Source organism: Flavobacterium sp. RSSA_27 (assembly GCF_051547125.1).
In the GTDB taxonomy this organism is placed as follows: Bacteria; Bacteroidota; Bacteroidia; order Flavobacteriales; family Flavobacteriaceae; genus Flavobacterium.
In genome coordinates this window covers 122,894-147,370 of sequence record NZ_JBPTTN010000004.1, presented here as the reverse complement: position 1 = coordinate 147,370, position 24,477 = coordinate 122,894, and the positions used below count along the sequence as shown (strand labels likewise).

General features: G+C 34.8%; 19 protein-coding genes and 1 tRNA gene. 12 read left to right on the top strand and 8 right to left on the bottom strand.

Annotated elements, in window-relative coordinates:
- Window positions 1-77 precede the first annotated feature (77 nt).
- The 7 genes from ACSVH5_RS07095 to serB all read left to right on the top strand — a co-directional run bounded on the left by ACSVH5_RS07095 (window position 78) and on the right by serB (window position 7,308).
- Window positions 78-791 carry a pyridoxine 5'-phosphate synthase gene (locus ACSVH5_RS07095; RefSeq protein ID WP_438060748.1) on the top strand — a complete coding sequence of 238 codons (714 nt, stop codon included), beginning with the start codon at window positions 78-80 and terminating at the stop codon, window positions 789-791.
- An 8-nt stretch (window positions 792-799) separates the two neighbouring features.
- On the top strand, window positions 800-1,567 hold the full coding sequence (locus ACSVH5_RS07090; RefSeq protein WP_438060747.1) for an alpha/beta fold hydrolase: 768 nt from the start codon (window positions 800-802) through the stop codon (window positions 1,565-1,567).
- A gap of 44 nt (window positions 1,568-1,611) precedes the next feature.
- Window positions 1,612-1,956, top strand: coding sequence for a phage holin family protein (locus ACSVH5_RS07085; protein ID WP_438060746.1), 345 nt, complete (start codon window positions 1,612-1,614; stop codon window positions 1,954-1,956).
- Window positions 1,957-2,320: 364 nt separating this feature from the next.
- Entirely contained in the window at window positions 2,321-3,646 is a 1,326-nt protein-coding gene (locus tag ACSVH5_RS07080; RefSeq protein WP_438060745.1) for a trigger factor, read from the top strand.
- Between the two features lie 216 nt (window positions 3,647-3,862).
- The gene (gene clpP, locus ACSVH5_RS07075; protein ID WP_438060744.1) at window positions 3,863-4,534 is read left to right on the top strand and encodes an ATP-dependent Clp endopeptidase proteolytic subunit ClpP; all 672 of its coding nucleotides are present in this window, start codon (window positions 3,863-3,865) and stop codon (window positions 4,532-4,534) included.
- An 87-nt stretch (window positions 4,535-4,621) separates the two neighbouring features.
- On the top strand, window positions 4,622-5,854 hold the full coding sequence (gene clpX / locus ACSVH5_RS07070) for an ATP-dependent Clp protease ATP-binding subunit ClpX (protein WP_438060743.1): 1,233 nt from the start codon (window positions 4,622-4,624) through the stop codon (window positions 5,852-5,854).
- A gap of 224 nt (window positions 5,855-6,078) precedes the next feature.
- Window positions 6,079-7,308: a phosphoserine phosphatase SerB gene (gene serB, locus ACSVH5_RS07065; RefSeq protein ID WP_438060742.1), complete on the top strand. Its 1,230-nt coding sequence runs from the start codon at window positions 6,079-6,081 to the stop codon at window positions 7,306-7,308.
- A gap of 172 nt (window positions 7,309-7,480) precedes the next feature.
- Here the strand turns inward: serB and ACSVH5_RS07060 are convergent.
- Window positions 7,481-7,554, bottom strand: a tRNA-Pro gene (locus tag ACSVH5_RS07060).
- Between the two features lie 122 nt (window positions 7,555-7,676).
- On the opposite strand from ACSVH5_RS07060, the gene ACSVH5_RS07055 reads away from it, so the two are divergent.
- Both ACSVH5_RS07055 and ACSVH5_RS07050 read left to right on the top strand, forming a co-directional pair.
- Window positions 7,677-8,117: an SRPBCC domain-containing protein gene (locus ACSVH5_RS07055; protein ID WP_438060741.1), complete on the top strand. Its 441-nt coding sequence runs from the start codon at window positions 7,677-7,679 to the stop codon at window positions 8,115-8,117.
- 8 nt (window positions 8,118-8,125) lie between these two features.
- Entirely contained in the window at window positions 8,126-8,560 is a 435-nt protein-coding gene (locus ACSVH5_RS07050; protein WP_438060740.1) for a VOC family protein, read from the top strand.
- A gap of 69 nt (window positions 8,561-8,629) precedes the next feature.
- Here ACSVH5_RS07050 and ACSVH5_RS07045 read toward each other — a convergent pair whose 3' ends face one another.
- Complete coding sequence (locus ACSVH5_RS07045) at window positions 8,630-10,144, bottom strand: GH3 auxin-responsive promoter family protein (RefSeq protein ID WP_438060739.1); 1,515 nt, start codon at window positions 10,142-10,144, stop codon at window positions 8,630-8,632.
- Between the two features lie 184 nt (window positions 10,145-10,328).
- Here ACSVH5_RS07045 and ACSVH5_RS07040 point away from each other — a divergent pair, with 184 nt between their 5' ends.
- Window positions 10,329-11,126 carry a DUF2797 domain-containing protein gene (locus ACSVH5_RS07040; protein ID WP_438060738.1) on the top strand — a complete coding sequence of 266 codons (798 nt, stop codon included), beginning with the start codon at window positions 10,329-10,331 and terminating at the stop codon, window positions 11,124-11,126.
- A 237-nt stretch (window positions 11,127-11,363) separates the two neighbouring features.
- Here the strand turns inward: ACSVH5_RS07040 and sppA are convergent, their stop codons facing one another.
- Window positions 11,364-13,124, bottom strand: coding sequence for a signal peptide peptidase SppA (gene sppA, locus ACSVH5_RS07035; RefSeq protein WP_438060737.1), 1,761 nt, complete (start codon window positions 13,122-13,124; stop codon window positions 11,364-11,366).
- A 136-nt stretch (window positions 13,125-13,260) separates the two neighbouring features.
- Between sppA and folK the strand changes: the two genes are divergently transcribed.
- Entirely contained in the window at window positions 13,261-14,400 is a 1,140-nt protein-coding gene (folK, locus tag ACSVH5_RS07030) for a 2-amino-4-hydroxy-6-hydroxymethyldihydropteridine diphosphokinase (RefSeq protein ID WP_438060736.1), read from the top strand.
- Between the two features lie 157 nt (window positions 14,401-14,557).
- Here folK and ACSVH5_RS07025 read toward each other — a convergent pair whose 3' ends face one another.
- The 3 genes from ACSVH5_RS07025 to ACSVH5_RS07015 form a co-directional block, all read right to left on the bottom strand.
- Window positions 14,558-16,642, bottom strand: coding sequence for a T9SS type B sorting domain-containing protein (locus ACSVH5_RS07025; RefSeq protein WP_438060735.1), 2,085 nt, complete (start codon window positions 16,640-16,642; stop codon window positions 14,558-14,560).
- An 83-nt stretch (window positions 16,643-16,725) separates the two neighbouring features.
- Complete coding sequence (locus ACSVH5_RS07020; protein ID WP_438060734.1) at window positions 16,726-17,256, bottom strand: RNA methyltransferase; 531 nt, start codon at window positions 17,254-17,256, stop codon at window positions 16,726-16,728.
- A 68-nt stretch (window positions 17,257-17,324) separates the two neighbouring features.
- The gene (locus tag ACSVH5_RS07015; RefSeq protein ID WP_438060733.1) at window positions 17,325-17,765 is read right to left on the bottom strand and encodes a DUF1573 domain-containing protein; all 441 of its coding nucleotides are present in this window, start codon (window positions 17,763-17,765) and stop codon (window positions 17,325-17,327) included.
- A gap of 149 nt (window positions 17,766-17,914) precedes the next feature.
- On the opposite strand from ACSVH5_RS07015, the gene mutS reads away from it, so the two are divergent.
- A complete protein-coding gene (gene mutS, locus ACSVH5_RS07010) occupies window positions 17,915-20,521 on the top strand; it encodes a DNA mismatch repair protein MutS (protein ID WP_438060732.1) in 2,607 nt (868 codons plus the stop codon).
- On the opposite strand, the gene ACSVH5_RS07005 is transcribed toward mutS, so the two are convergent.
- Window positions 20,522-23,185: a carboxypeptidase-like regulatory domain-containing protein gene (locus ACSVH5_RS07005; protein ID WP_438060731.1), complete on the bottom strand. Its 2,664-nt coding sequence runs from the start codon at window positions 23,183-23,185 to the stop codon at window positions 20,522-20,524.
- Window positions 23,163-23,831, bottom strand: coding sequence for a GLPGLI family protein (locus ACSVH5_RS07000; protein WP_438060730.1), 669 nt, complete (start codon window positions 23,829-23,831; stop codon window positions 23,163-23,165). Before ACSVH5_RS07000 ends, ACSVH5_RS07005 begins: the two co-directional genes overlap by 23 nt.
- Window positions 23,832-24,477: the final 646 nt, after the last annotated feature.

Here is a 24,477-nt window from a genome sequence, read left to right as displayed (position 1 = left end):
AAAGGCAAAAAGTCCTAGGTTTTACTTTGTATTTTTGTTTCCGCAATAATGTATAGGTATTAATTTTTTAAGCTAACATGACAAAACTAAGTGTAAACATCAACAAAATAGCTACTTTACGTAATGCTAGAGGCGGTAACGTTCCTAATTTGTTACAAGTAGCCACCGATATTCAAAAATTTGGAGCACAAGGCATCACCATACATCCTCGTCCTGATGAGCGTCATATTCGTTATCAAGATGCTCGTGATTTAAAAGCAATTGTCTATACCGAATATAATATTGAGGGCAATCCACAGCATAACTTCATCGATTTGGTTTTAGAGTGCAAGCCTACACAAGTTACTTTGGTTCCAGATGCTATAGGTGCCATCACTTCTTCTGCTGGCTGGGATACACTTACGAATCAATCGTATTTGACTGAGGTTATTCAAGAATTTCAACGCAATGGTATTCGAACTTCAATCTTTGTTGATCCTTTGCTTGACATGGTTGAGGGAGCAAAAAAAACTGGAACCGACAGGATTGAATTGTATACCGAAGCCTTTGCGCATCAATACAGTTTAGGCAACGAAAAAGGAATCGAACCCTATGTAACCGCCGCCGAACTGGCCAATGAATTAGGTCTTGGAATAAACGCAGGACATGACTTGAGTTTGGATAACATTCAATTTTTCAAACAAAATATTCCAGGTTTGTTAGAGGTGTCTATTGGACACGCACTAATTTCTGAGGCTATTTATCTTGGATTAGATAATGTTGTGAATATGTATCTTCAAAAGCTAAAATAAAAGTAGGTATGTTATATTCAAAAATTGAGGGATCTGGTAAACCGTTACTTATATTACATGGATTTCTGGGCATGTCTGATAATTGGAAAACATTCGGAGTTCAGTTTGCTTCCGAAGGTTATGAAGTACATCTTTTGGATTTGCGAAATCACGGACGCAGTTTTCACTCAGAAGATTTTAGTTATGAGGTAATGGCGCAGGATGTGTATGACTATTGTAAAGCCAATAATTTAGCAAACATCGATATCATTGGTCATTCTATGGGTGGCAAAGTGGCCATGCTTTTGGCTGCGACTTATCCAGAATTGATTCGTAAACTAATAGTCGCAGATATTGGTTCTAAATATTATGCACCGCATCATCAAGATATATTAGCGGGTTTGAACGCTGTCGATTTTACCCAAAAGCCAAGTCGAAACGAGGTAGATGCTTTACTTACAACTTATATTCCTGACTTTGGAACGCGACAATTTTTATTAAAAAGTTTGTATTGGCAAGAGCCGGGTCAATTAGCCTTTCGCTTCAATTTAGCGGTTTTTAATCAAAAAATTGACCAAATTGGTAAAGCTTTGCCAGATAATGCTTTAGCAATGATACCTACGCTTTTTATTCGCGGAGGGAAATCAAACTATATTTTGGATCAGGATCTAGAACAGATTCAGCGTCATTTTCCCAACATGCAACTTCAAACTATTCCCAATGCAGGACATTGGTTGCATGCCGAAAATCCAACACTTTTCTATCAATACACTATTGAATTTTTAACAAATAGCTAGAAAGCAGTATCTTTTTATTATTTTTAATCCAAAATAAAAACAAAATGAATATGCTATTACGTCTATTAATTACCGCAGTATTGGTGTTGTTAATTTCAAATTTCATGACAGGTGTTCATGTGGAAAGCTTTGTTACTTCAATAATTGTGGCCTTTGTCTTGGGGTTAATCAATATTTTCATCAAACCCATTATGATTCTTTTAACCCTTCCATTTACCATCATTACCTTTGGATTATTTCTATTAGTCATCAATGGATTGGTAATTATTTTATGTACCAAAATCGTTGGCGGGTTTGTGGTCGATTCTTTTTGGACGGCCTTACTCTTTAGTTTGCTGCTCTCCCTCTCACAATCAATCGCATACAAACTATTGGTCAATGATAAATAAAACCTACTAACTGCTATTTTTATAAGCGTCAGGAGCAGTAACCAAAAGGCTTTCTTGCTGGCATCTTCCTGTCATCCGCTTTATCTTTGTTGCCGTCCCGAAGGCTTCCGAGACCGGCAACAAAGGATGCTACTGCTGCCGGGGCTAGAGAGCTACAATTTGCATGTTGGTAAACAGTACAAAATAGGAGCTGTTAATCTTCAAAAAAAACTACTACAACATTCAGAACTTTGAATTTACTCAATAAATCAAAAGGAAGAGTTACTCTTTTTCAGGCTCGAAGCTTGAAAATAAAAAGCTTGTTTGGGTGCTGAAAATTTTATAATTTTGCCACCCAATTTTATTATGTAAATTAAAGAAGAAGATGGATATTAAAAGAGTAGCTATAGATGCTGTGACTGAAACGATTGTGATGAATGTGGTACACATGGATTACAAAGGTCAAGTAGCCAAAAGAATCAATGAAAAAATGCCTTTAGCGCAAGTTAAAGGGTTTAGAAAAGGGCAAGTGCCAAGAGACTTGGTTGAAAAACAATACGGAAAAGCAATCAAAATAGAAGAAGTTAAAAAAGTAATTGATTTAGCTTTGGAGCGCTACATCCAGTCTGAAAGATTGAATTTGTTAGGAACGCCTCTTGCAAAAGAAGTGGAAGATAGAGATTGGTCTGCTGAGGAGCTAACTTTTGAATTCGAAATTGGGATAGTGCCTAACTTTGAATTGGATTTAGAAGCCAAAAATGACATCGTAAAATACACCGTTATTGCTGATGATAAATTAATCGATGGGCAAGTAGCGCGTATCCAAAAACAATTTGGAAAAGCAATTCCTCAAGAAGTGGTTGCTGAAGGATGTGACTTAACTGGAATTTTTTCTAGCGAAGCAAACGGAATCAACAATCCAACAACCATTGCATTAGATACTTTCAAAGACAAAGCGACTCAAGATTTATTTATTGGTAAAAAAGTAGGTGATGTTGTAACCGTAAACACTAAAGGTTTATTTGAAGACGATCATCAATTGATGGACTACCTAAAAGTAGGACACGATAATGTACACGATTTAGCCGTTGATGTTGATTTTACTATCGAAGCAATCAATGCTTCTGAGCCAGCAGAATTGAACCAAGAATTGTTCGATAAATTATTTGGTGAAGGAAATGTGGCTACATTAGAAGAATTGAAAGCAAAAATCAAAGAAGATGCTGAGGCGCAATTCGCTCAACAAGCAGATCAAAAATTATTGGCTGATGTTCAAAACTTTTTAATTGACAACACTAAATTTGATTTGCCAGCTGAATTCTTGAAAAAATGGTTACAAACTGTTGGTGAGAAAAAATTATCTCCTGCTGAAGCAGAAGTTGAATATGCACGTTCTGAAAAAGGATTGCGTTTTCAGTTAATCGAAGGAAAAGCAATGGCACAAAGTAACATTCAAATTACTTTTGAGGATTTGAAAACCTTTACTACCAATGCAATTAAACAACAAATGGCACAATTCGGACAAACGAATCCATCGGATGAGGAAGTACAAGGAATTGTAGCTAGAGTATTGTCTAATCAAGAAGAAGTAAGAAGACTTTCTGATCAAGTTGTAGCGGCTAAATTATTGGAATTGTTCAAAGAAAAAGCGAATCCAACAACTAAAGAAGTGACTTACGAAGAGTTTATTGCTGCTTCTTACGGAGAATAAAGTAAAGTTAGAAATACGAAGTTGGAAAATAGAAGTAATAGTTTAATCGCTTTTGTAAAGCGAAACTTTATGATTTCATTTGAAAACGGGAACGATAAAAATTAGTTATATTTGAGCGTCAAAAGAATGTTTTTTTGACGCTCTTTTGTTTAAACAGTTAGGATTCATAGAGTACGTCTTACACTTTTAAACGTTAAACTTTTAAACTTTAAAAAAATGAACTACGGTAAAGAATTTAAAAAATTTGCTACGAAGCACCAGGGAGTAAATGCTATGTATTACGATAAAATCGTTGCAGCAATGAATCCAACAAATATGACTCCATACATTATTGAAGAACGTCAGTTGAATATATCTCAGTTGGATGTTTTTTCAAGATTAATGATGGACAGAATCATATTCTTAGGAACGGGAATCGATGATCAAATTGCGAATATTGTACAAGCACAATTGTTATTCTTAGAAAGCGCCGATGCTTCCAAAGACATTCAGATTTACTTGAATTCACCGGGAGGAAGCGTGTATGCAGGTTTAGGAATTTATGACACTATGCAATATATCAAACCCGATGTAGCGACTATTTGTACAGGTATGGCCGCTTCTATGGGAGCTGTTTTGTTATGTGCAGGTGCAGCGGGGAAACGTTCTGCTTTACCTCATTCCCGTGTAATGATTCACCAACCATCAGGAGGAGCACAAGGTGTAGCTTCGGATATGGAAATCAACTTACGCGAGATGTTGAAATTGAAAGACGAATTGTATAGAATCATTTCGCATCATTCAGGTCAACCTTTTGATAAAGTATATGCCGATAGTGAGCGCGATTATTGGATGATTTCTGATGAAGCCAAAGAATACGGAATGATAGATGAAGTTTTAAGAAGATAAAATAAAGTTAGAAATTAGAAATTAGAAGTTAGAGGTGGAATACCCAACAACTTCTAACTTCTAACCTCTGACTTCTAACCTCAAAAGATGGCAAAACAACAGTTACAATGTTCTTTCTGCGGAAGGAAAAAATCAGAGACCAATTTATTGATTGCAGGTATTGATGCACATATTTGTGACAAATGTATCGAGCAAGCACACGGAATTGTTCTCGAAGAATTAAAATCAAATGGCAGCTCCAAGTTAGTAGGCGATTTGATTTTGAAAAAACCAAAAGAAATTAGAGCGTTTTTGGATCAATACGTTATTGGTCAAGAGCAAACCAAAAAAGTGATGTCGGTAGCGGTGTACAACCACTACAAGCGTTTGATGCAACAACAATTAGACGACGATGTTGAAATCGAAAAAAGCAACATCATTATGGTGGGGCAAACAGGTACTGGGAAAACATTGGTAGCCAAAAGTATTGCCAAAATGCTAGATGTTCCTTTAGCGATTGTCGATGCGACTGTTTTGACAGAAGCAGGTTATGTTGGAGAAGATGTAGAAAGTATCTTGACTCGTTTGTTACAAGCGGCAGATTATGATGTTGCTAAAGCAGAGCGAGGAATTGTATTTATTGACGAAATAGATAAAATTGCTCGTAAAAGCGATAACCCTTCTATAACTCGCGACGTTTCGGGCGAAGGAGTGCAACAAGCTTTATTGAAATTGTTAGAAGGAACCGTGGTAAATGTACCGCCAAAAGGTGGACGCAAGCACCCAGACCAAAAGTTTGTTGAAGTAAATACTCAAAACATTTTGTTTATTGCAGGTGGTGCCTTTGACGGAATCGAAAGAATTATTTCAAAGCGTTTGAATCGCCAAGCGGTAGGGTATTCCACTTCTAAAAATGAGGATAACATCGACAAAGACAATTTATTACAATATATTATTCCAAAAGACATTAAGGATTTTGGTCTTATTCCTGAAATCATTGGTCGTTTGCCTGTTTTAACCCATATGGATCCTTTGGATAGAGCGACTTTGAGAGCGATTTTGACGCAACCAAAAAATGCATTAATTAAACAATATGAAAAGTTATTCTTGATGGATGACGTAGTGTTTAGTATTACAGACGAAGCTTTAGATTTTATTGTGGATAAAGCCTTGGAATACAAATTAGGAGCACGTGGTTTGCGTTCTTTATGCGAAGCTGTCTTAACCGATGCTATGTATGAATTACCAAGTTCAGACGATAAAGTATTGGCAATCGATAAAGACTATGCTCAAGAAACCTTGAATAAAAACTTATTGAAGCGATTGGAGATGGCTTCGTAAGTAATTTCAAGCGCAATGAAAAGTAAAATAAAGCTCAAAAACATTCGTTTTTGAGCTTTATTCGTTAATGATTTGACCTTAAAAGAGGGAAAATAATTCGAATTCGCTGATAAAGTTAGACCGTTTAAAACATTTTTTCCACTTTCGATAAAAAGAACAAAGTCTTTTTTTTTCAACAATAGAATGCCGATTTTTGGGATTCATTAAATCGTTCGAAAACAACAATGAAAGAAAAAGAAATAATTTTATTAAAGGTTTCTGGTCAGGATAAATTGGGTGTAACTGCTGGATTAACCTCTATTTTGGCGACTTATGGTGCCACTATTTTGGATATAGGCCAAGCCGATATACACGATACGTTGTCATTAGGAATATTATTCGAAATTGAAAAGGGGTCAAATTCAGGGCCAGTTTTGAAAGATTTATTGTTTAAAGCCTACGAATTGGGAATCAAAGTAAAGTTTACTCCAGTATCAATCGAAGACTATGAAAATTGGGTGAAGGCCCAACGCAAACAGCGCTATATCATCAATGTGTTAGGAGAAAAACTGACAGCAGTACAATTATCTGCGGTGACTCAAATTTTGTCCAATAACCATCTAAATATTGATTCCATAATTCGATTAACAGGAAGAGCCTCTGTAGTCGAAAAAGAAGAGTATCCTCGTTCTTGTATCCAATTATCAGTGACGGGAAGTTTACAAGACAAAACGGCTATGACAGCAAGTTTTATGGATGTGTCCCGTGATTTGAATGTAGATATTTCTTTTCAAGAAGATAATATGTACCGTCGCAACCGTCGTTTGGTTTGTTTTGATATGGATTCGACATTAATTCAAACCGAAGTAATCGACGAATTGGCTGAGTTGGCTGGTGTAGGGGAAGAAGTAAAGGCTATCACTGAATCGGCTATGAATGGAGAAATTGATTTTAGCGAAAGTTTCAAAAAACGTATGGCGCTACTTGAAGGCTTGAGCGAAGAAGTATTGCAAAATGTAGCCATCAATCTTCCAATAACCAAAGGGGCTCATCGCTTGATGAAGGCCTTGAAATATTATGGCTATAAAACAGCTATTCTTTCTGGAGGCTTTACTTATTTTGGAGAATATTTGCAAAAAGAATTGGGCATTGATTATGTGTATGCCAATCAATTAGAAATTAAAGACGGTAAGTTAACGGGGAATTATTTGGGAGAAATCGTAGATGGTCAAAAGAAAGCCGAATACTTAAAAGCGATAGCAGAAAAAGAAGGCATTCATATCAATCAAACCATAGCCGTAGGAGATGGTGCCAATGATTTACCTATGCTGAATTTAGCTGGACTAGGAATTGCTTTCCATGCTAAACCAAAAGTAAAAGAAAGTGCTTCGACCTCAATTTCAAGTTTAGGTCTCGACGGAGTTTTATATTTATTAGGGTATCATGATCGACACATCGATATGATGCAGGAATAATGGTTGCAATACAAACTTGTATTTGTTAGTTCGAGCTCAGTCGAGAACAATCAATCTCGACTGAGCTCGATTTGACAAAAGCAATAAAACAAGGTTACAGTAAGTTTTATATTATTTATAGAAAAACAAAACCCCATTTACACTCGGTAAATGGGATTTTTGATTAAAGAAGTCGGGATGACTGGATTCGAACCAGCGACCCCTAGCACCCCATGCTAGTACGCTACCAGGCTGCGCTACATCCCGAGAGGTGCCGAAATTACTATCTATTGTAAAAAAATCAAAGGAAAACTTGTCTTTTTTTAATAGACAGTTCATTTAAATGGGTAACTTTAGTACTATCAATTGGTTAAACAAAATTATAAACCATGGAAACCTTACATTTTTCAATTTTCATTCAGGCCCCAAAAGAAAAAATTTGGGCTGTTTTATGGGATGATGCAACATACAGGCAATGGACTGCTGCTTTTTGTGAAGGTACTTATGCTGTTAGTGATTGGGAGGAGGGAAGTAAAATACATTTTTTATCTCCCACTGGCGATGGAATGAATAGCCTGATTCAAACCAAAAAAGAATATGAATATATGGCCTTTAAGCATTTAGGTGAATTGAAAAACTTTCAAGAAATGCCAATAGATGAAGCAACGCAAGTATGGACCGGAGCAATGGAAACCTACAGATTAACAACAACATCCGATGGCGTTTTGCTCGAAACTACGATGGACTGTTTAGCCCAATATCAGCAGTATTTTTTAGATACTTTTCCTAAAGCTTTAACTATTGTAAAAGAACTTTCAGAAACTAAATAACATTTAACATGACAGCAATCAATCCTTATTTAATTTTTAATGGCAATTGTGAAGAAGCCTTTTTGTTGTACCAATCCGTTTTTGGTGGTGAGTTTCCTTATGTAGGAAGATTTAGTGATATGCCTTCGGGTGATGGAAATCCTTCTTTGTCTGAGGAGGATAGCAACAAAATCATGCATATTTCTTTACCAATAGGAGCAAATTCTGTTTTAATGGGTAGCGATAGTAATAGTGCTTCTGGTGCAGTGACTTTTGGTCAAAACATTTCGATATCTATCAATGTATCGAGTCGTGAAGAAGCTGATAGGTTTTTCAATGGATTAGCTACAAACGGAAGCATAACAATGCCCATGACGGATACTTTTTGGGGAGCTTATTTCGGAATGTGTACCGATAAGTTTGGCGTAAATTGGATGGTGAATTATGACGAAGTTAAAGAGTAAAAGTTTGAAATAATAAGTCATCAGATGAAAGCCAGATTGAAAAAACCGAAATCTGGCTTTTTACTATGTTTATCTTTGTAATTCCTTCAATTGTTCTATATACTCGCGTTGGTTAGAAAGACGCGGAATTTTATTCTGACCGCCCACTTTATTTCGTTGTTTGAGCCAATCATAAAACAGATTTTCTCTCGCCACATTAATAACCAAAGGATTTAAAGTCATATTATTGTAGCGTTTGGCTTCGTAATCAGAATTTAAGGATTGTAGTGTGGTGTCTAATATTTTATGAAAAAGAGTTAGATCTTGGGGTGGTGTTTTGAATTCAATCATCCATTCGTGTGCTCCTTTTTGCTTGCCTTCCATAAAAATAGGGGCAACAGTATAATCAACAATTTCAGATTGTGTCTCTTGGCAGGCTTTCGCCAAAGCTTGGTCTGTATTTTCGACCATTAGTTCTTCGCCAAACACATTAATGTGATGTTTTGTTCTGCCGGTAACTCGAATACGATATGGACTTAATGAAGTGAATCGAACGGTGTCGCCAATCAAATAGCGCCATAATCCACCATTAGTAGTAATCACCATAGCATAATTTTTAAACAATTCCACATCTGCCAAACGCACTACTTTTTGGTTAGGAGTGCCGTAAGTATCCATCGGGATAAATTCATAAAAAATACCGTAATCAAGCATCAACAACAAATCACTCGAATAATTTAAGTCTTGTATGGCAAAAAAACCTTCGGAGGCATTGTATATTTCGTAAAATTTGAAATCGTTTTTGGGTAAAATTTTATGATATTGTTCGCGATAAGGATCAAAGCTCACGCCTCCATGAAAGTAGACTTCTAGATTGGGCCATAATTCAATCAAATTTGATTTGCCCGTTTCTTCCAAAACTTTATTCATTAATACTAGCATCCATGAAGGAACACCCGCAAAGCTTGTTACATTTTCGTTGATGGTTTCTTTGATAATGGCATTAATTTTCGTTTCCCATTCGCTCATCAAAGAAATTTTATTGCTAGGAGTACTACTAAATTCTGCCCAAATAGGCATATTTTCAATCAAAATAGCAGATAAGTCCCCGAAGAAGGTATTGTTGTTTTCATAGATTTGTGAACTCCCACCCAAACGAAGGCTTTTTCCTAAAAACATCTCCGAATCTTCGTTGTTGTTGAGGTATAAGCACAATAAATCTTTACCGCCTTTGTAATGACAATCTTCTAAAGCTTCAGGACTCACAGGTATAAACTTGCTTTTAGCATTGGTTGTACCACTGGATTTTGCAAACCATTTTATTGGAGTTTCCCAAAGTATATTTTGCTCCCCTTGGCGGGTTCTCTCTATCAAAGGCTCTAAATCCTCATAACTCGAAATCGGAATCCTGGAAGCAAATTCAGCATACGATTTTATCGAACCATAATCATATTGCTTTCCCAATTGGGTGTTTTCGGTTGCCCGAAGTAGATTCATCAATACTTCTTCTTGTACCTCATTGGGATATTTTAAAAACAATTCGATTTGGTGAATACGTTGTTTTAAAAACCAAGAAGCTATGGAGTTGATAATGGATAAAGGCATGAAGGTATATCGTTTTTTAAATTAGTCCACAGGATTTAGATTGGAACATATCGATTCAAATACTAACTTTGCGGTAATCCCAAAAATAGTGTTTTTTATAAAAAATAGCCCATTTGTTGTTAAATATTCTAGGACAAAAACAGGTTAATTGGGAGTAAAATCTTAATCTAAATTCACATCCCAAATGATATACGAAGGAGTACTCTCAAAAATGCGAACCGAAATAGGAAATCCCATTCAATATTATTTGGTTTTCGAATCCAGTTTTCTTAACATCAATCAGTTGTTAAACAAAGAGATAAGCATACAGTTTGTAGGCTATCAATGCTTGAATTGCGGTAAGAAGAAGAAAATATTTCGACAAGGCTTTTGTTACGACTGTTTTTATTCGAGTCCAGCAGTGGGCGATTGGATTATGAAACCCGAATTGAGTACAGCGCATTTAGGTATAGCAGACAGAGATTTGGCCTACGAAGAAAAAGTGCAATTACAACCTCATATCGTTTATTTGGCTTTGTCAAGCGAGGTCAAAGTTGGGGTAACGCGTAAAACCCAAATGCCTACGCGTTGGATTGACCAAGGTGCCGAAGAAGCGATAGTAGTAGTCGAGGTTCCTAATAGATATTTGGCAGGAATTACAGAGGTAGCTCTAAAAAGGCATTTTGCAGACAAAACCAATTGGCGAAAAATGTTGACCAATACTTTTGATACGGTCGATTTGATGCAAGAAAAAGCCAAAGTTCAAGCTTGGCTTCCCGATGAAGTTCGAGACTATTTTAGTTTAGAAAAAAACGAAATCATCACCATGCATTATCCGGTTATAACTTATCCATCAAAAGTGAATAGCTTAAATTTAGATAAAACCCCTTTTTATCAAGGACAACTCATTGGGGTAAAAGGCCAATATTTGTTGTTTGCTGATGGTACCGTTTTTAATGTTAGAAGCTATGAAGGCTATGAGGTAAAAATAGAAGTACAATAATCTTGAATTTTAGGAGCGGAATGATTTGGGCTTCTTTGGATGCATAGTCCTGCTGTCCTTCCAATCTTTTTAAAAATTAACCCTTACAGAGTTCAAAACTCTGTAAGGGTTAATTTTTAAAAAGGATTTTCCCTCCCATCAGGGCTAAAAGGATACATAGTGCCATTCAGGAAACCAAATTGATAAAAAAAAACCGTTTAAGTAAAATGCTTAAACGGTTTTTTTAGTAGCTAAGTATTATTCTATTTTTAGTTCCATCGGAAGAATAGCTTGTATTCCTTTGCGTTGTTTGATACGCTTAATTTCTTGCAGCAATTGGTAATTTTCTTCGCCAATTTCTTCTTTTATAAAAGCCGATTTTGATTTTGCAAATGGGAAATTAGCAAATAGATCTTCAAAACTTTTTTCATATTCTGGGTAATTCACCGTGCTATATGATTTGATTTTTGCCAAACGCGCCGCTTCCGCTAAAGCCTCTTTTAAACCGCCAATTTTATCTACTAGTCCAATTTTTATCGCTTCAGATCCTGTCCAAACACGACCTTGCCCGATGGCATCTACTTGTGCAGTTGTCATTTTTCGGCCTTGCGCAACATGGCTAATAAAAGTACTATAGATTTGTTCTACTCCTTCAAGAGTAATTGCTTTGAATTTTTCATCCATCGGAACAAACGGACTATAGTTAGAGGCGTTTTCGTGAGTTCTCACTTGTTCAGAATTGATGCCGTAACGATTGGCTGCAACCGAGAAGTTGGGTAGGGTTCCAAATACGCCAATAGAACCTGTAATCGTGTTTTTTTCAGCAAAAATAGTAGTAGCATTACATGCAATATAATACCCGCCAGAAGCTGCGTAATTCCCCATCGATACCACTACAGGCTTCACTTTTTTGGTCAATTCTATTTCTCTCCAAATTAAGTCAGAGGTTAAGGCGCTTCCGCCAGGGCTATTGATACGTAAAACAATTGCTTTGATATCGTCATCTTTTCTAGCTTCTTGAAGCGAACGGCGCATGGATCCTTCTCCAATCTCGTTTACATCGCCTTCGCCGCTTCCAATTTCGCCTTGTGCATATACAATAGCAATAGCATCATTGGTATCCATATTGATGGATGTAGTGCTTGTTTTTTGGGTGTAATCAGCTATCGAGACACTATTGTAATCTTCGTCTTTGGCTACTTTCAACGCCTTTCTTATGGCATTGTGGTAAACATCTTCATAAGCAATAACATCAATTAAATTTTGTGCTTTGGCCATTTCGGGAGTTCTTGCCAAAAGACCATTGGCAATTTCATTTAGTTTTGCTACAGAAACATTTCTGCTTTTCGAAATATCAGTAACCATGTTCTCCCAAATCGAATTCAATAAAGCGGTAGTTTGTTCTCTATTAGCATCGCTCATTTTATTTTCTAGGAAAGGTTCAACGGCACTTTTGTATTTTCCATGACGGATCACTTCCATTTTCAATCCTGATTTTTCTTGAAAGTCTTTGAAAAACATCACTTCGGTAGCTAAACCTTTAAAGTCTAATTCACCAATAGGATTTAGATAAATGGTATTGGCCACAGAGTTCAAATAATATTCTTTTTGAGAGTAACCATTGGAATAAGAAAGGATAAATTTTCCTGATTTTTTGAAATGTTCCAAGGCGTCTCTCAGTTCTTTGCTTTGTGCCATTCCCAAACTTGAGTTGGTATTCAAAATAGAAATTCCTTTGATGTCATCATCCGTTTCTGCCACTTCAATTGCTTGGATTACATCGGTTAATCCAATTTTTTTACGTTCAGAAAAGGCTGTTACCCATGGGTCTGTATATTTGCCCGCATAATCATCGGCGATACTTTCTAAATTCAATTCAATGACAGAATTGTTTTTTACCTCGACAGCATCCGATTCACCTTCGAAAAGTACGCCAATGAGTACAATTCCGAAGAATGAAAGCATCATAAAAACAAAAATACCAATAACGGTTGCCAATACATTCCCTAAAAATCTCATAGTTAGTTATTTTTTATCAATAAGTCTATAACCTAATTGTATTGTTACAAAAGTAGATTTAAATTTCTTTTTTCAAAATAATCTGCTTCTATATCAGTAGTGATTTTAATTTTCTTTTCCTTAATTTGTAACTATTATGAAGTCACAGCATCAAGTAGTATTGTCGTTAGGTAGTAATCAGGGGCAAAGGTTAGAAACCATTATCCAATGTATTGATGTATTGCATCTTGAGGTAGGTACCGTTTTAAAAATCTCCCCAGTTTATGAATCGCCAGCTTGGGGTTTTGAAAGTACACCTTTTTACAACTGCGCCTTAGTTTTGCACACAAACGTTTCTCCCACTCAAGTTTTAAACAAAATTCTTAAAATAGAAAAGCGTTTGGGTCGCGTTCGGACGACTACAGTTGGCTATGCCGCTAGAAGTATCGATATTGATATCATTGCTTTTGATGATTTGGTACTCGATACCGAAAAGCTCAAAATACCACATCCGTTGTTGCAAGAACGCAATTTTGTTTTATGGCCACTTCGCGATTTACAATCGGATTGGATACATCCCTTGCTGAAAAAATCAATCACAGAATTGATTTCAGAAACAACAGACAAAAGTGTATGTCATGCTGTAGCATCTATACCATCCCCATTGAGTAGTATTCCTCTTGAACATTACAATTATATCGCATTCGAGGGCAATATTGGGGCAGGAAAAACAACTTTGACCACTAAAATAGCCGAAGATTTTAATGCCAAAATGGTGTTAGAACGATTCGCCGACAATCCTTTTTTGCCCAAATTTTACAAAGACCAAAACCGTTACGCTTTTCCTCTCGAAATGTCATTTCTTGCCGACAGGTACCAACAATTATCCGATGATTTGGCACAATTCGACTTGTTCAAGGATTTTATCGTAGCCGATTATCATATTTTCAAATCGCTAATTTTTGCCAAAATTACACTGGCAGAAGACGAGTATCGCTTGTATCGAAACCTCTTTACCATCATTTACAAAGAAATGCCTAAGCCTGATTTGTATATTTATCTGTATCAAAACACGACAAGATTGCTTCAAAATATCAAAAAAAGAGGCAGAGGATATGAGCAAAATATTTCAGAAGAATACCTAGACAAAATTAACATTGGCTATCTCGATTATATCAAATCTCAAAAGGATTTGAACGTATTAATCATCGATGTATCAGACCTTGACTTTGTCAAAAATCAATCCGATTATCTTTTTGTTTTAAATGAAATTCAAAAGAAAATACAATTAAGATAGTGGATACATTTTAGGAGCGAATCAATAGTATTTTTGTGCCAACACGTTTTCCCGCTCTCCCCTTTATCTTTGTGTAAGCTACAGTACACAAAGGATGCCGCTGCGATCGGGGCTAAAAGTTAGCATTGGGCTTCAAAGTAAAAGAATCAAAAGTGTGTTATCTTTTCAAAGAAAAATGACCTCTTTTTTCAACCCCAGAATCATCAAGTTTCAGCACATACCAATAATCTGAAGAAGGCAAAGGTCTTTGATTAAAACTGCCATCCCAGGATAGTTTTAAGGGTGATAATTCAATCAGTAATTTTCCGAATTGGTCAAAAATAGAAATGGTCGCTTTCGGGTAAATCTCAAAATCTTTTACATACCACACATCATTAAAACCATCATTATTTGGGGTGAAAAATCGAGGAGGATTTATTACTATGAATTGCTCACGGTCCCAATTGCAATAAGTAGCATCTCTCACATAAGCCGTCTGAATTCCAGCAGGTGCATTCGTAAAAATATTTGAACTTTGATAACTATTATTGTCTAAAGAGTATTCAAAATAAGGTGCTGGATTTGTTACTTCTATTGTTACAGTAGTTTCTTTAAACGTCACCGCTTTTATTTCAGGAACTAGCTGTCTACTCACCCGGAAGTTTTTTCTAATCGTGCAATTCTCAGGGGCTGGACTTGTAAGGTCTACATAATAATTGCCAATAGCATTCACCTGAATGGTTGAGGTTCTGGCTCCCGTTGACCACAAATAAGACATACCGGTCAGTCCGGCATCAAGTGTTATTGGATTCGATTGGCAAATGATTTTCTCTTCATCGGCAACAATGGGTAAAGGATAAATGATTACTTCTATTGGAACCCGAGTAGTATTCGAACAATTGTTGTTGCGGGCTTCAACATAAAAGGTTTTGTTTGAATTGATATATGCTGTATAAAAAACATTTCCTTTTCCAATTATGTTCGAACTTGTTGCATCTTCAAACCAATAAATGGTATCAGGTCCAAGGGAAGAAGCGGCTTCTAAAGAAATCACATTTGGACCACAACTTGTAACAGGAGAGTTGGTTGAAATTATAGTTGGAGTCGTATTAATTGTTGCAGTTACACTAGATCGTAAAGTGGTACAACCATTTGTTATTACTGCTACATAATACTCTTTGGTCGATTGTAAAATAGGTGTTGTGAATGTAGGTCCAGTTCCCACAAGGTTTCCTCCGGTATATTGATCATACCAATAAATCTCGCCCATGGAAGCCGTTGCTTGTAGTTGAACACTTCCCGGGTCACATCTTGAGGCGTCCCCTGTACTTGTTATCGCAGGAATCGTTATTGATGTTGTTGTGGTAAAATTTGGTGCTGCCGGATCGCCAGGCATTCCTCCATATTCTACAATGTATCCCTTGGGTTGGTAATCGCTTCCGGGAGTAGTATCGCCGGTGTTTCCCAAGTCGTTCCAAGAGCCTTTTATACCCACACCTGGAGCTGTAATATGGGCGTAATGTTCAAATCCGTTTAAATTATTAGGTTCTAGGTTGTTCCAATAGGCATACGTTGTAGTACTGCCATTGGGGCCTCCATTCCAAAAATTTGTACCAGCACCTCCATTAGCTAAGCCTTCAGGGCCAGTTACCCAGTTCCAGACTCCCTCTGTTGTTTCATCAGTGCCTCCAATCCATCCCGTTCCTGATGCTTGTGCTCCAGCAAATTGAGCCTCATCTGCCGTTAGAATTGTAGCCAAATATCCTTTTAAATTATAATAGGATTTGTTTTCGGCAGCAATTTTTGCATCTTTCCAGGTTATACCAATTGATGAAATGAATTCGTAATAATGATTTGTTGAAGGTAGATAATTGGCTTGTCCCAAGGATATTGAGAATTTTTTGGTTCCTGAGGGTTTGGTCGATTTGCTCTCAAATTCTATGGATTCTATGGCTTTTATATATTCGGAATAGGGTAGTTTGCCTCCATTTTGAGGGAATAATTTAAGTTTTCCGATTGCTTTATCATAATTGTATGTCATCAATGGAGTGAATGGTAAACTTAAAAAATCTTCTCCCTCTACAAATCCTGAACTTATTTGTATATAAAATGCTTCAGTTCCGGTATCATTGGGGTCAGCCAGTATCGAAATGGATTCCACTATTTTAATTTTGCTGCCGGGGCAATACAATTGGTTTCCTATGGCTGCTATTTTTGGAGGGTCAATAGCATATAAGTTGAAGGAACTAACTAAAAGTAGCATCAAATTAAGAAGGAAAAAAAATAGTATTCTTTGTATTGAAAACATACTTTGAGTGTTAGCTATTAATTTTGTCCACCATTTTGCTAATAATGATATTGTTTGAATAAATCCCAAACCACTATTCCTGCACTTACTGATATATTCAAGGAATGTTTGGTGCCCAATTGAGGGATTTCGATACATCCGTCACAAAGGGCTACCGCTTCTTGTGCTACGCCATGTACTTCATTGCCAAAAACTAAACCATATTTTTTTGAAGGATCTACCTTGAAATCTTGAAGGAAAATAGCGCTTTCCACTTGTTCAATGGCCAAAGTAATAACGGCTTCTTTTTTTAGAGTAGTAATAGCGTCCAAAACGTTGTCATAATGCTCCCAGGCTACAGTTTCTGTTGCACCCAAAGCGGTTTTGTGAATCTCTTTATTGGGAGGTGTTGCCGTTATACCACAGAGTATAATTTTTTCAACCAAAAAGGCATCAGCAGTTCTGAATACAGACCCAATATTGTGCAAACTTCTAACATCATCCAAAACAATTGTTATTGGTGTTTTTGCAGATTGTTTGAAATCTTCAATCGACTTCCTTTCGAGTTCACTATTCTCCAATTTTCTCATTACAATGTCAATTTTAATAAAAAAAGCTTCCTAAAGGAAGGAAGCTTTTTAAGTAATATTTCTGTTTTTTAGCTTTTTACTTGGTCAGGTAATACATTTCCTTTTATAGTCAAAGTCTTTGTAGTTTGACCAGCTGCATTAGAAGTAATCGTCACCGTTTTTGTAAATGGACCCACTCTGTCTGTAGCATATTTTACACCGATAACCCCTTTTGCTCCAGGCATAATTGGTTCTTTTGGGAAACTTGGTACCGTACATCCACAAGATCCTTGAGCATTGGTTATGATTAAAGGTGCATTTCCGTTGTTGGTGAAAACAAATTCACGTTTTCCGTCAGAATTGAGAGCAATAGTTCCATAGTCAATAGTTTCGTTAACGAATGCCATTCCAGCACCATCCACTTTTGCTACTGTAGTTTTAGCTTTTTTAGCTTTTTTTGAAGTCTCTTGTGCTGTAGCAGAAGTTATTCCTAGTCCTAAAACTAATAATAGTGTAATTATTTTTTTCATAAGATTTAATTTTTTAGTACACGCAAATCTATACAAAAAATACAAATCAGCGCTTAAAATTCGCTTAAAATTTAATTTTTGAACCTTCATTATTCGCTTTAAAATCTATAAATTCGCTGTCGTATTTACAGCATTTAATTCCCACTAATTTGGCAACAAAAGAAAAAGGCGTGAAAGAAACGCCATTGATGAAACAGTATAATGAAATAAAAAGAAAGTATCCTGATGCTTGTTTGTTGTTTCGTGTAGGCGATTTTTATGAAACGTTTGGTGAAGATGCGATTCGTACATCCAAAATACTCGGAATTACCTTAACCAAGAGAGGTGCAGGATCCGATACCGAGACTGCGCTAGCGGGTTTCCCCCATCATTCTATCAATACCTATTTGCCCAAGTTAGTCAAAGCTGGACTACGTGTAGCTATTTGTGATCAGCTAGAAGATCCTAAAATGACCAAAACGATTGTGAAACGTGGCGTTACCGAATTGGTGACTCCCGGGGTTTCTATGAACGATGAGGTGTTGCAATCCAAAACCAATAATTTTTTGGCTTCGGTATATTTTACCAATAAGAATATTGGAATCTCATTTTTAGATGTTTCGACAGGGGAATTTCTAACCGCACAAGGAAATGCAGAATACATTGATAAGTTGTTGCAAAATTTCAATCCTAGTGAAGTCTTAGTGCCAAAAAACAACAAAAATACGTTCCGAGAAACATTCGGAGACGATTACCATAGTTTTTATCTTGAAGATTGGATTTACAAAGAGGATTATGCATTTGAAAGCTTAACGAAGCATTTTCAAACCACTTCTTTAAAAGGTTTTGGTGTCGAAGAATTGAAAGAAGGAATCGTGGCTTCGGGCGCTATTTTGTATTATTTGTCCGAAACACAGCACAATAGAGTGCAGCATATTACGGCCATACAGCGCATTGCAGAAGATGCTTATGTTTGGATGGATCGTTTTACCATTCGTAATCTAGAGTTGTACCATAGTTATAATCCTAATGCGGTGACGTTGCTAGATGTAATCGACCGAACACTTTCGCCTATGGGTGGGCGATTATTGAAGCGTTGGTTGGCTTTGCCCTTGAAAGATGCAGCTAAAATTCAGAGTCGTCATCAAGTGGTGGGGTATTTAAAAGAAAACCAAGAAGTTTTAAAACAAATACAATATCAAATCAAGCAGATTTCTGATTTGGAACGTTTGATTTCAAAAATCGCAGCAGGCAAAGTATCTCCTCGTGAAGTGGTGTATTTGAAAGAGTCTTTAGATGCGATCTTGCCAATCAAAACAATAGCATTGCAAAGTCCTCAAGATGCTGTAAAAGTAATTGGTGATAGTTTGCATAGTTGTGATTTACTTCGAGAGAAAATAAAAACGACCTTAAATCAAGATGCGCCAGTGGCCATTGCCAAAGGAAATGCAATTGCAGTTGGTGTACATTCTGAATTGGATGAGTTACGCGCGATTTCTACTTCTGGAAAAGAATTTTTAGAAGGAATTGAAAAAAGAGAATCGGAGCGTACAGGGATTTCATCTTTGAAAATTTCTTTTAATAATGTTTTTGGCTATTACATCGAAGTTCGAAATACGCATAAAGATAAAGTGCCAAGCGAATGGATTCGTAAACAAACCTTAGTGAATGCGGAACGCTACATTACTGAAGAGCTGAAAGAATACGAAACCAAAATTTTAGGTGCCGAGGAAAAAATTCATAAAATTGAAGGAGAGATTTTTGAGCAATTGGTGCAATGGATTTCAACGTATATCAAGCCAGTTCAAATGAATGCCAATTTGGTTGCGCAGTTGGATTGTTTGTGTTCCTTTACGCAATTGGCCATCGAAAACCAATACGTTTGCCCTGAATTGGATGAAACCTTTGAATTGGATATCAAAAACGGCCGTCATCCTGTAATTGAAAAACAATTGCCCGTTGGTGTGCCTTATATTGCTAATGATGTTTTTCTAGATAGAGATACACAGCAGTTGATTATGATTACGGGGCCCAATATGTCGGGTAAATCGGCTATTTTGAGGCAAACGGCCTTGATTGTACTCTTGGCTCAAATGGGAAGTTTTGTTCCCGCAGATAGTGTTAGAATGGGTATTGTGGATAAAATTTTTACTAGGGTAGGAGCTTCAGATAATATTTCGATGGGAGAATCTACTTTTATGGTCGAAATGAACGAGACGGCTTCTATTTTGAATAATATTTCAGATAGAAGTTTGGTACTTTTGGATGAGATAGGTCGAGGAACAAGTACTTATGATGGAATTTCTATTGCGTGGGCTATTGCGGAGTTTTTACACGAGCATCCTTCGCAACCCAAAACCCTTTTTGCTACGCATTATCACGAATTGAATGAAATGAGTGATTCATTGCGGCGCATACAAAATTATAATGTCGCTGTAAAAGAATTAAAAGATAACGTGCTTTTTATTCGAAAATTAGTAAAAGGAGGCTCTGCGCATAGTTTTGGGATTCACGTAGCCAAAATGGCTGGAATGCCGCAGTTGGTGATTTTGAAGGCTCAGAAAATATTAAAGAAATTAGAAAAAGACCATTCAGGTGATGCTTTAAATGGATTAAAGTCCGCAAAAGAAGAGATGCAAATGAGTTTCTTTAACCTAGATGACCCCTTGTTGGAGGAGATTAAAGACGAAATTTTACAATTAGATATCAATTCGATAACGCCAATGGAGGCTTTGATGAAGCTAAATGAAATAAAAAGAATGCTCAGTCGAAAATAATTAGAATTTGTATTTGGCGCCAATATTTATATAACCTGCTAATGTTGAAACTATAGTTTCTGTATTGTAACCAGCATTATTTGAATTAGTAAGAATTTCGGAGTTGTTGAGGTTTAAAATATTATGCGCACTGGTATAAATTTCCCAACCAGAAGTTCTTTTTGAATATCTAATACTTGGGGATATTTGCAGCATTGTTCTTTCTGAACTTTCAAGTTTGAACAATGTATTTGTTGCGATTATATTCCAGTAAAAGTCTTTTTTAAAAAGACCATTTAAACCTATATAATTTTGTAGAGTGAATTGTTTGTTTTTTAAGCCATTGTTTATATAGTTGGCAAATGAATAATTGTAACCTATTTTAAAATGCACGGGTGAATGTTTGAAACTTGACTTTAAATTAACAGAATTAGACAAGTAGTTTGAACTGTAGTTTGAGCGAATGGAATTTATAAAATATTCTTTTTCAATTTTATTAAAATCAATATTGATATTCAAATTAAATTGGTTAATTTTTTTTTCAAAAAAGAACATCATAGTTGTTAGATTATCTTTTGGGCTAATAGTATACTGTGTTGTTGTAAAATTATTGTCATAAATCAAATTTGAACTTAATGCTTTATTTGAATAAGTGTGATTCAAATTGAATATTAATGCAGTATTGTTGATTACATTAAATTTGAAGTAGTTTAAGCTTAATTTATTTATTGGAAATAGTGTATTGGGCTCTAGGTTTAAATTTGACCAGATGTTTCGATAATCTTTTACTTGATAGTTTTCAATTAAATTATCTTGATTACTAATGTTGTTTGTTAATGAATGTGAAATTTGTAAATTCGAATTAGTGTCAAATGTAAACTTTATAGAAGCGGTATAACCAATAAAATTATTTGAATATTTATCGCGATAATTAACGAATTGTTGTATTTGATTGTTGTTTAAATAAAATGATAAATTAGTTTTTTTAAATAATTCATAATTTATTCCTACCTCCTGAAATGAATCTTGAAAAGAACTAATATAGTTGTTTTTGTATTCTAAATTAGTTCTACTAGTATTGTTGAAATAATATTTATTTATTGTAAAGTCAGTTTTAAAGTCAATAAAAAATTTCCTTAAATTCCAAGTATATTTTGCATTGTAACCAATTTCTTTATTTATTTTATCGCTATTTTGTTTAAATAGAAACTCATCTTTAAAATCCAAATTTAAAAAAGGGGTATCTGATAATATTGTATTGTCAAATGTTGTTTGGTTATAATTTAGAAACGTATTTATCAAAATAAAATTTTTTTTAATTTTTTTTGAGAGTCGTAGATTGCTTTTTAATAGCAATTTGTCGCTGTCATTTTTCTGATAGGTGTTATTATTTAAGGAAGTATTGTCAATTAGATTCTCATTTTTTATATTGTCGATAATTAATGAATTTGAAAAATTGATGATGGTGTTTTCGTTGGGTTTGTTGATAACTTTTAGGTTTGTTAATCCATAAGTGTTATTTTCAGACGTAATTATGTTTTCAACAAATGCCAGGTCAGAGTTTGTAAAGTCTTGTTTAGTTATTACTTTTTCTTTTATTTTAGAAAGATTTGCTAAAGAATAAAATGAAACCTTTGTTTTTTTATTTGGTGTAAAAATGTTCGATATATTCAAAAAGTCATGGTTTATTCTAACAGCATTTTCACCAATTTTTAAAAATCGAGGAATGTCATCTGAGTTTGAAAAAACAACTCCACTTTTTTTTGTTTCTAACTGCTCATCTTCTTCATTAAGAGATAAATAATCAGCTATTCCGATTGCGTTTTTACCCAAATTATTATTGTTTTGAATTAAAGAAAATTTATTTTTTTTCGCCAAATTATAGGCATAAATATTGATTTGTTTTCTATTATCGAAATTGTATTCAGATTGAATGAACCCTTTTGTTTTATTTTTATGATTATCTTTTAGCAGTACATTGAGAGCAGTCAAACTAGATGGAGCATTAGTTTTTAATTGATCGAAAGGAGTATAATTTTTATAAAGTTCGATTGATTTAATGGCTTCTGCTGAAAAATTTTCTGTAGCTAATTGATGTTGTTTTTTGAATAAGTTTTCTCCGTCAATGAGTAATTCGCTAATTTCTTTGCCATTTACAATGATTTTACCATTGGAATTGGTACTTATTCCTGGGAGATTGTTTAATAAATCCTTTAAGTTATTTTCGGTTCCATTTTTAAAATAATTTAAGTTGTATCTAGTAGTGTCTCCACTAATCGACATTGCGTTTTTTTTGGCATCCAAAATTATTTCGTTTAATTCTACGGCATTTTTTAAAAGAATAACTTTTTCTAAGTTTATGTTGTTCTTAGTTATTTCAAATGTTTTTTCTTGAGATTTATAACCTAAGTGACTAAATTTTAGTACGTATACATTATTTAGTTTTAAATTGTTGATTTCAAAGAATCCATTAATACTTGTTTTTGTGAAGTTTATAATCGAACTTGTTTTTGCATCTTTAAGAATAATGTTTACATTTTCAATGGCAGTATTTTCATCGTTATACACTAATCCGTAGATTTTACTTTGTGCACAAAGAAAAGGGAGGCTAATAAAAAAAATAAAAAAAAGAAAGAGTATGCTTTTTTTGTTCACGCTTTGTTTATGGTTTTTGAGTTTTTTCAATATTTTTTATGGACTCAATGTTTACATTTTCTTTTTCGTTGAATGAGAAGTTTTTGAATTTTAATGAAAATAAATCACCTGATGTTGCTTCAAAAATAAAGCCTGGGAGTCCATCAATAGTTAAAGGACCATCATTTACAGGAATATCTTCACAAAACCAAGCGACAACAGCCAGCGTACCGCCATTGGTTTTCATATTTGTAGTAGCTTTTTTACATAAAAAGCCATCAATTATTTTTGTTTCATTAGTTATTTTCCATTCAAAATCGGATATTTTTCCGCTAGAATAGGTTTCTTTATTATCAATTGTAAATTTCTTTTCAAATGTGTGATTTTTAAAATCTTTTACCAGCACATATTTAGAAGTTAAAATTGTTTTTAATGTTGATTCCAATACAATATCGTATTTTTCATGTTTTTTATGAATTGTATCAATACTTGTTCCTTTTCCGTCAATTAAAGTTTGGGAGGATTTGTTATTAGAAAAAAGATACTCATAAAAAACTGGAGCTTTTGCTTTTTCACTAAGTTTTGTGTCATCTCCAATTCCTGCTATTGACTGTTTAATGAAAAAACCTCTTAATGTTTGAGAGTACGTTTTGGTTAAAATTATTAAAAAGAATAGGACTAAAAGTTTCATTTTCATATTTCAACGTATTAATGAAGTTAAGATTCGTATTAAATAATGATAATTTAGTAAGAGTAAATTAAAAACTACTTTAGTATAAGATACTAAAGTAGTTGATTTTTGTTTAGAGTATTATCTTATTGTTGAGCATCAATATAAACTGTTCCAGTCCCTAAGCCAGGGTGTGTAAAACACTGGTAAGTTGTTGTAACTTCTGTTACGAATTCATTAATTTGCCTTTCGGTTCTGCTAATTTCGTAACAAATTGTAAGATCTTTGTCTTTTTTTTCAAGTTTGTTAGTAATTACATTCTTTAAATTTTCTTTTTTTTTCTTTTTTAATTTCGTGGGTATTTGCTAATCCAACACTACTAAACATTAAAAAGGCAGCTAATGCAAAAACATTTTTTTTCATAATTATAAATGGTTTATGAGTTAATAATTTTGCTATATTAATGTTAATATTAATATAAAGCAAATATTTTCTTGCTTTTTTATTATTGAAGTTGATTGTAAAAGAATAAAACGAATGCTCAGTCGAAAATAATTGCAGTATAAAGAATAGGTTATCAGAAAGTTATATTTATATTGAATTTTTTTTCTGAAAAAGGCTTGTTTTATTGAATATTTGTGCTAAATTTGCCACCGCAATACGAAACAAGTAC

Bases quoted from the DNA above. Each gene is read 5' to 3' on its own strand.
- folK (WP_438060736.1), top strand. From the start codon at position 13,261: ATGAAGTCACAGCATCAAGTAGTATTGTCGTTAGGTAGTAATCAGGGG.
- ACSVH5_RS07000 (WP_438060730.1), bottom strand. From the start codon at position 23,831: ATGAAAATGAAACTTTTAGTCCTATTCTTTTTAATAATTTTAACCAAA.
- ACSVH5_RS07095 (WP_438060748.1), top strand. From the start codon at position 78: ATGACAAAACTAAGTGTAAACATCAACAAAATAGCTACTTTACGTAAT.
- ACSVH5_RS07020 (WP_438060734.1), bottom strand. From the start codon at position 17,256: ATGAGAAAATTGGAGAATAGTGAACTCGAAAGGAAGTCGATTGAAGAT.
- ACSVH5_RS07025 (WP_438060735.1), bottom strand. From the start codon at position 16,642: ATGCTACTTTTAGTTAGTTCCTTCAACTTATATGCTATTGACCCTCCA.
- ACSVH5_RS07080 (WP_438060745.1), top strand. From the start codon at position 2,321: ATGGATATTAAAAGAGTAGCTATAGATGCTGTGACTGAAACGATTGTG.
- ACSVH5_RS07050 (WP_438060740.1), top strand. From the start codon at position 8,126: ATGACAGCAATCAATCCTTATTTAATTTTTAATGGCAATTGTGAAGAA.
- ACSVH5_RS07085 (WP_438060746.1), top strand. From the start codon at position 1,612: ATGAATATGCTATTACGTCTATTAATTACCGCAGTATTGGTGTTGTTA.
- sppA (WP_438060737.1), bottom strand. From the start codon at position 13,124: ATGAGATTTTTAGGGAATGTATTGGCAACCGTTATTGGTATTTTTGTT.
- ACSVH5_RS07015 (WP_438060733.1), bottom strand. From the start codon at position 17,765: ATGAAAAAAATAATTACACTATTATTAGTTTTAGGACTAGGAATAACT.
- clpP (WP_438060744.1), top strand. From the start codon at position 3,863: ATGAACTACGGTAAAGAATTTAAAAAATTTGCTACGAAGCACCAGGGA.
- serB (WP_438060742.1), top strand. From the start codon at position 6,079: ATGAAAGAAAAAGAAATAATTTTATTAAAGGTTTCTGGTCAGGATAAA.
- ACSVH5_RS07055 (WP_438060741.1), top strand. From the start codon at position 7,677: ATGGAAACCTTACATTTTTCAATTTTCATTCAGGCCCCAAAAGAAAAA.
- ACSVH5_RS07045 (WP_438060739.1), bottom strand. From the start codon at position 10,144: ATGCCTTTATCCATTATCAACTCCATAGCTTCTTGGTTTTTAAAACAA.
- ACSVH5_RS07090 (WP_438060747.1), top strand. From the start codon at position 800: ATGTTATATTCAAAAATTGAGGGATCTGGTAAACCGTTACTTATATTA.
- ACSVH5_RS07040 (WP_438060738.1), top strand. From the start codon at position 10,329: ATGATATACGAAGGAGTACTCTCAAAAATGCGAACCGAAATAGGAAAT.
- clpX (WP_438060743.1), top strand. From the start codon at position 4,622: ATGGCAAAACAACAGTTACAATGTTCTTTCTGCGGAAGGAAAAAATCA.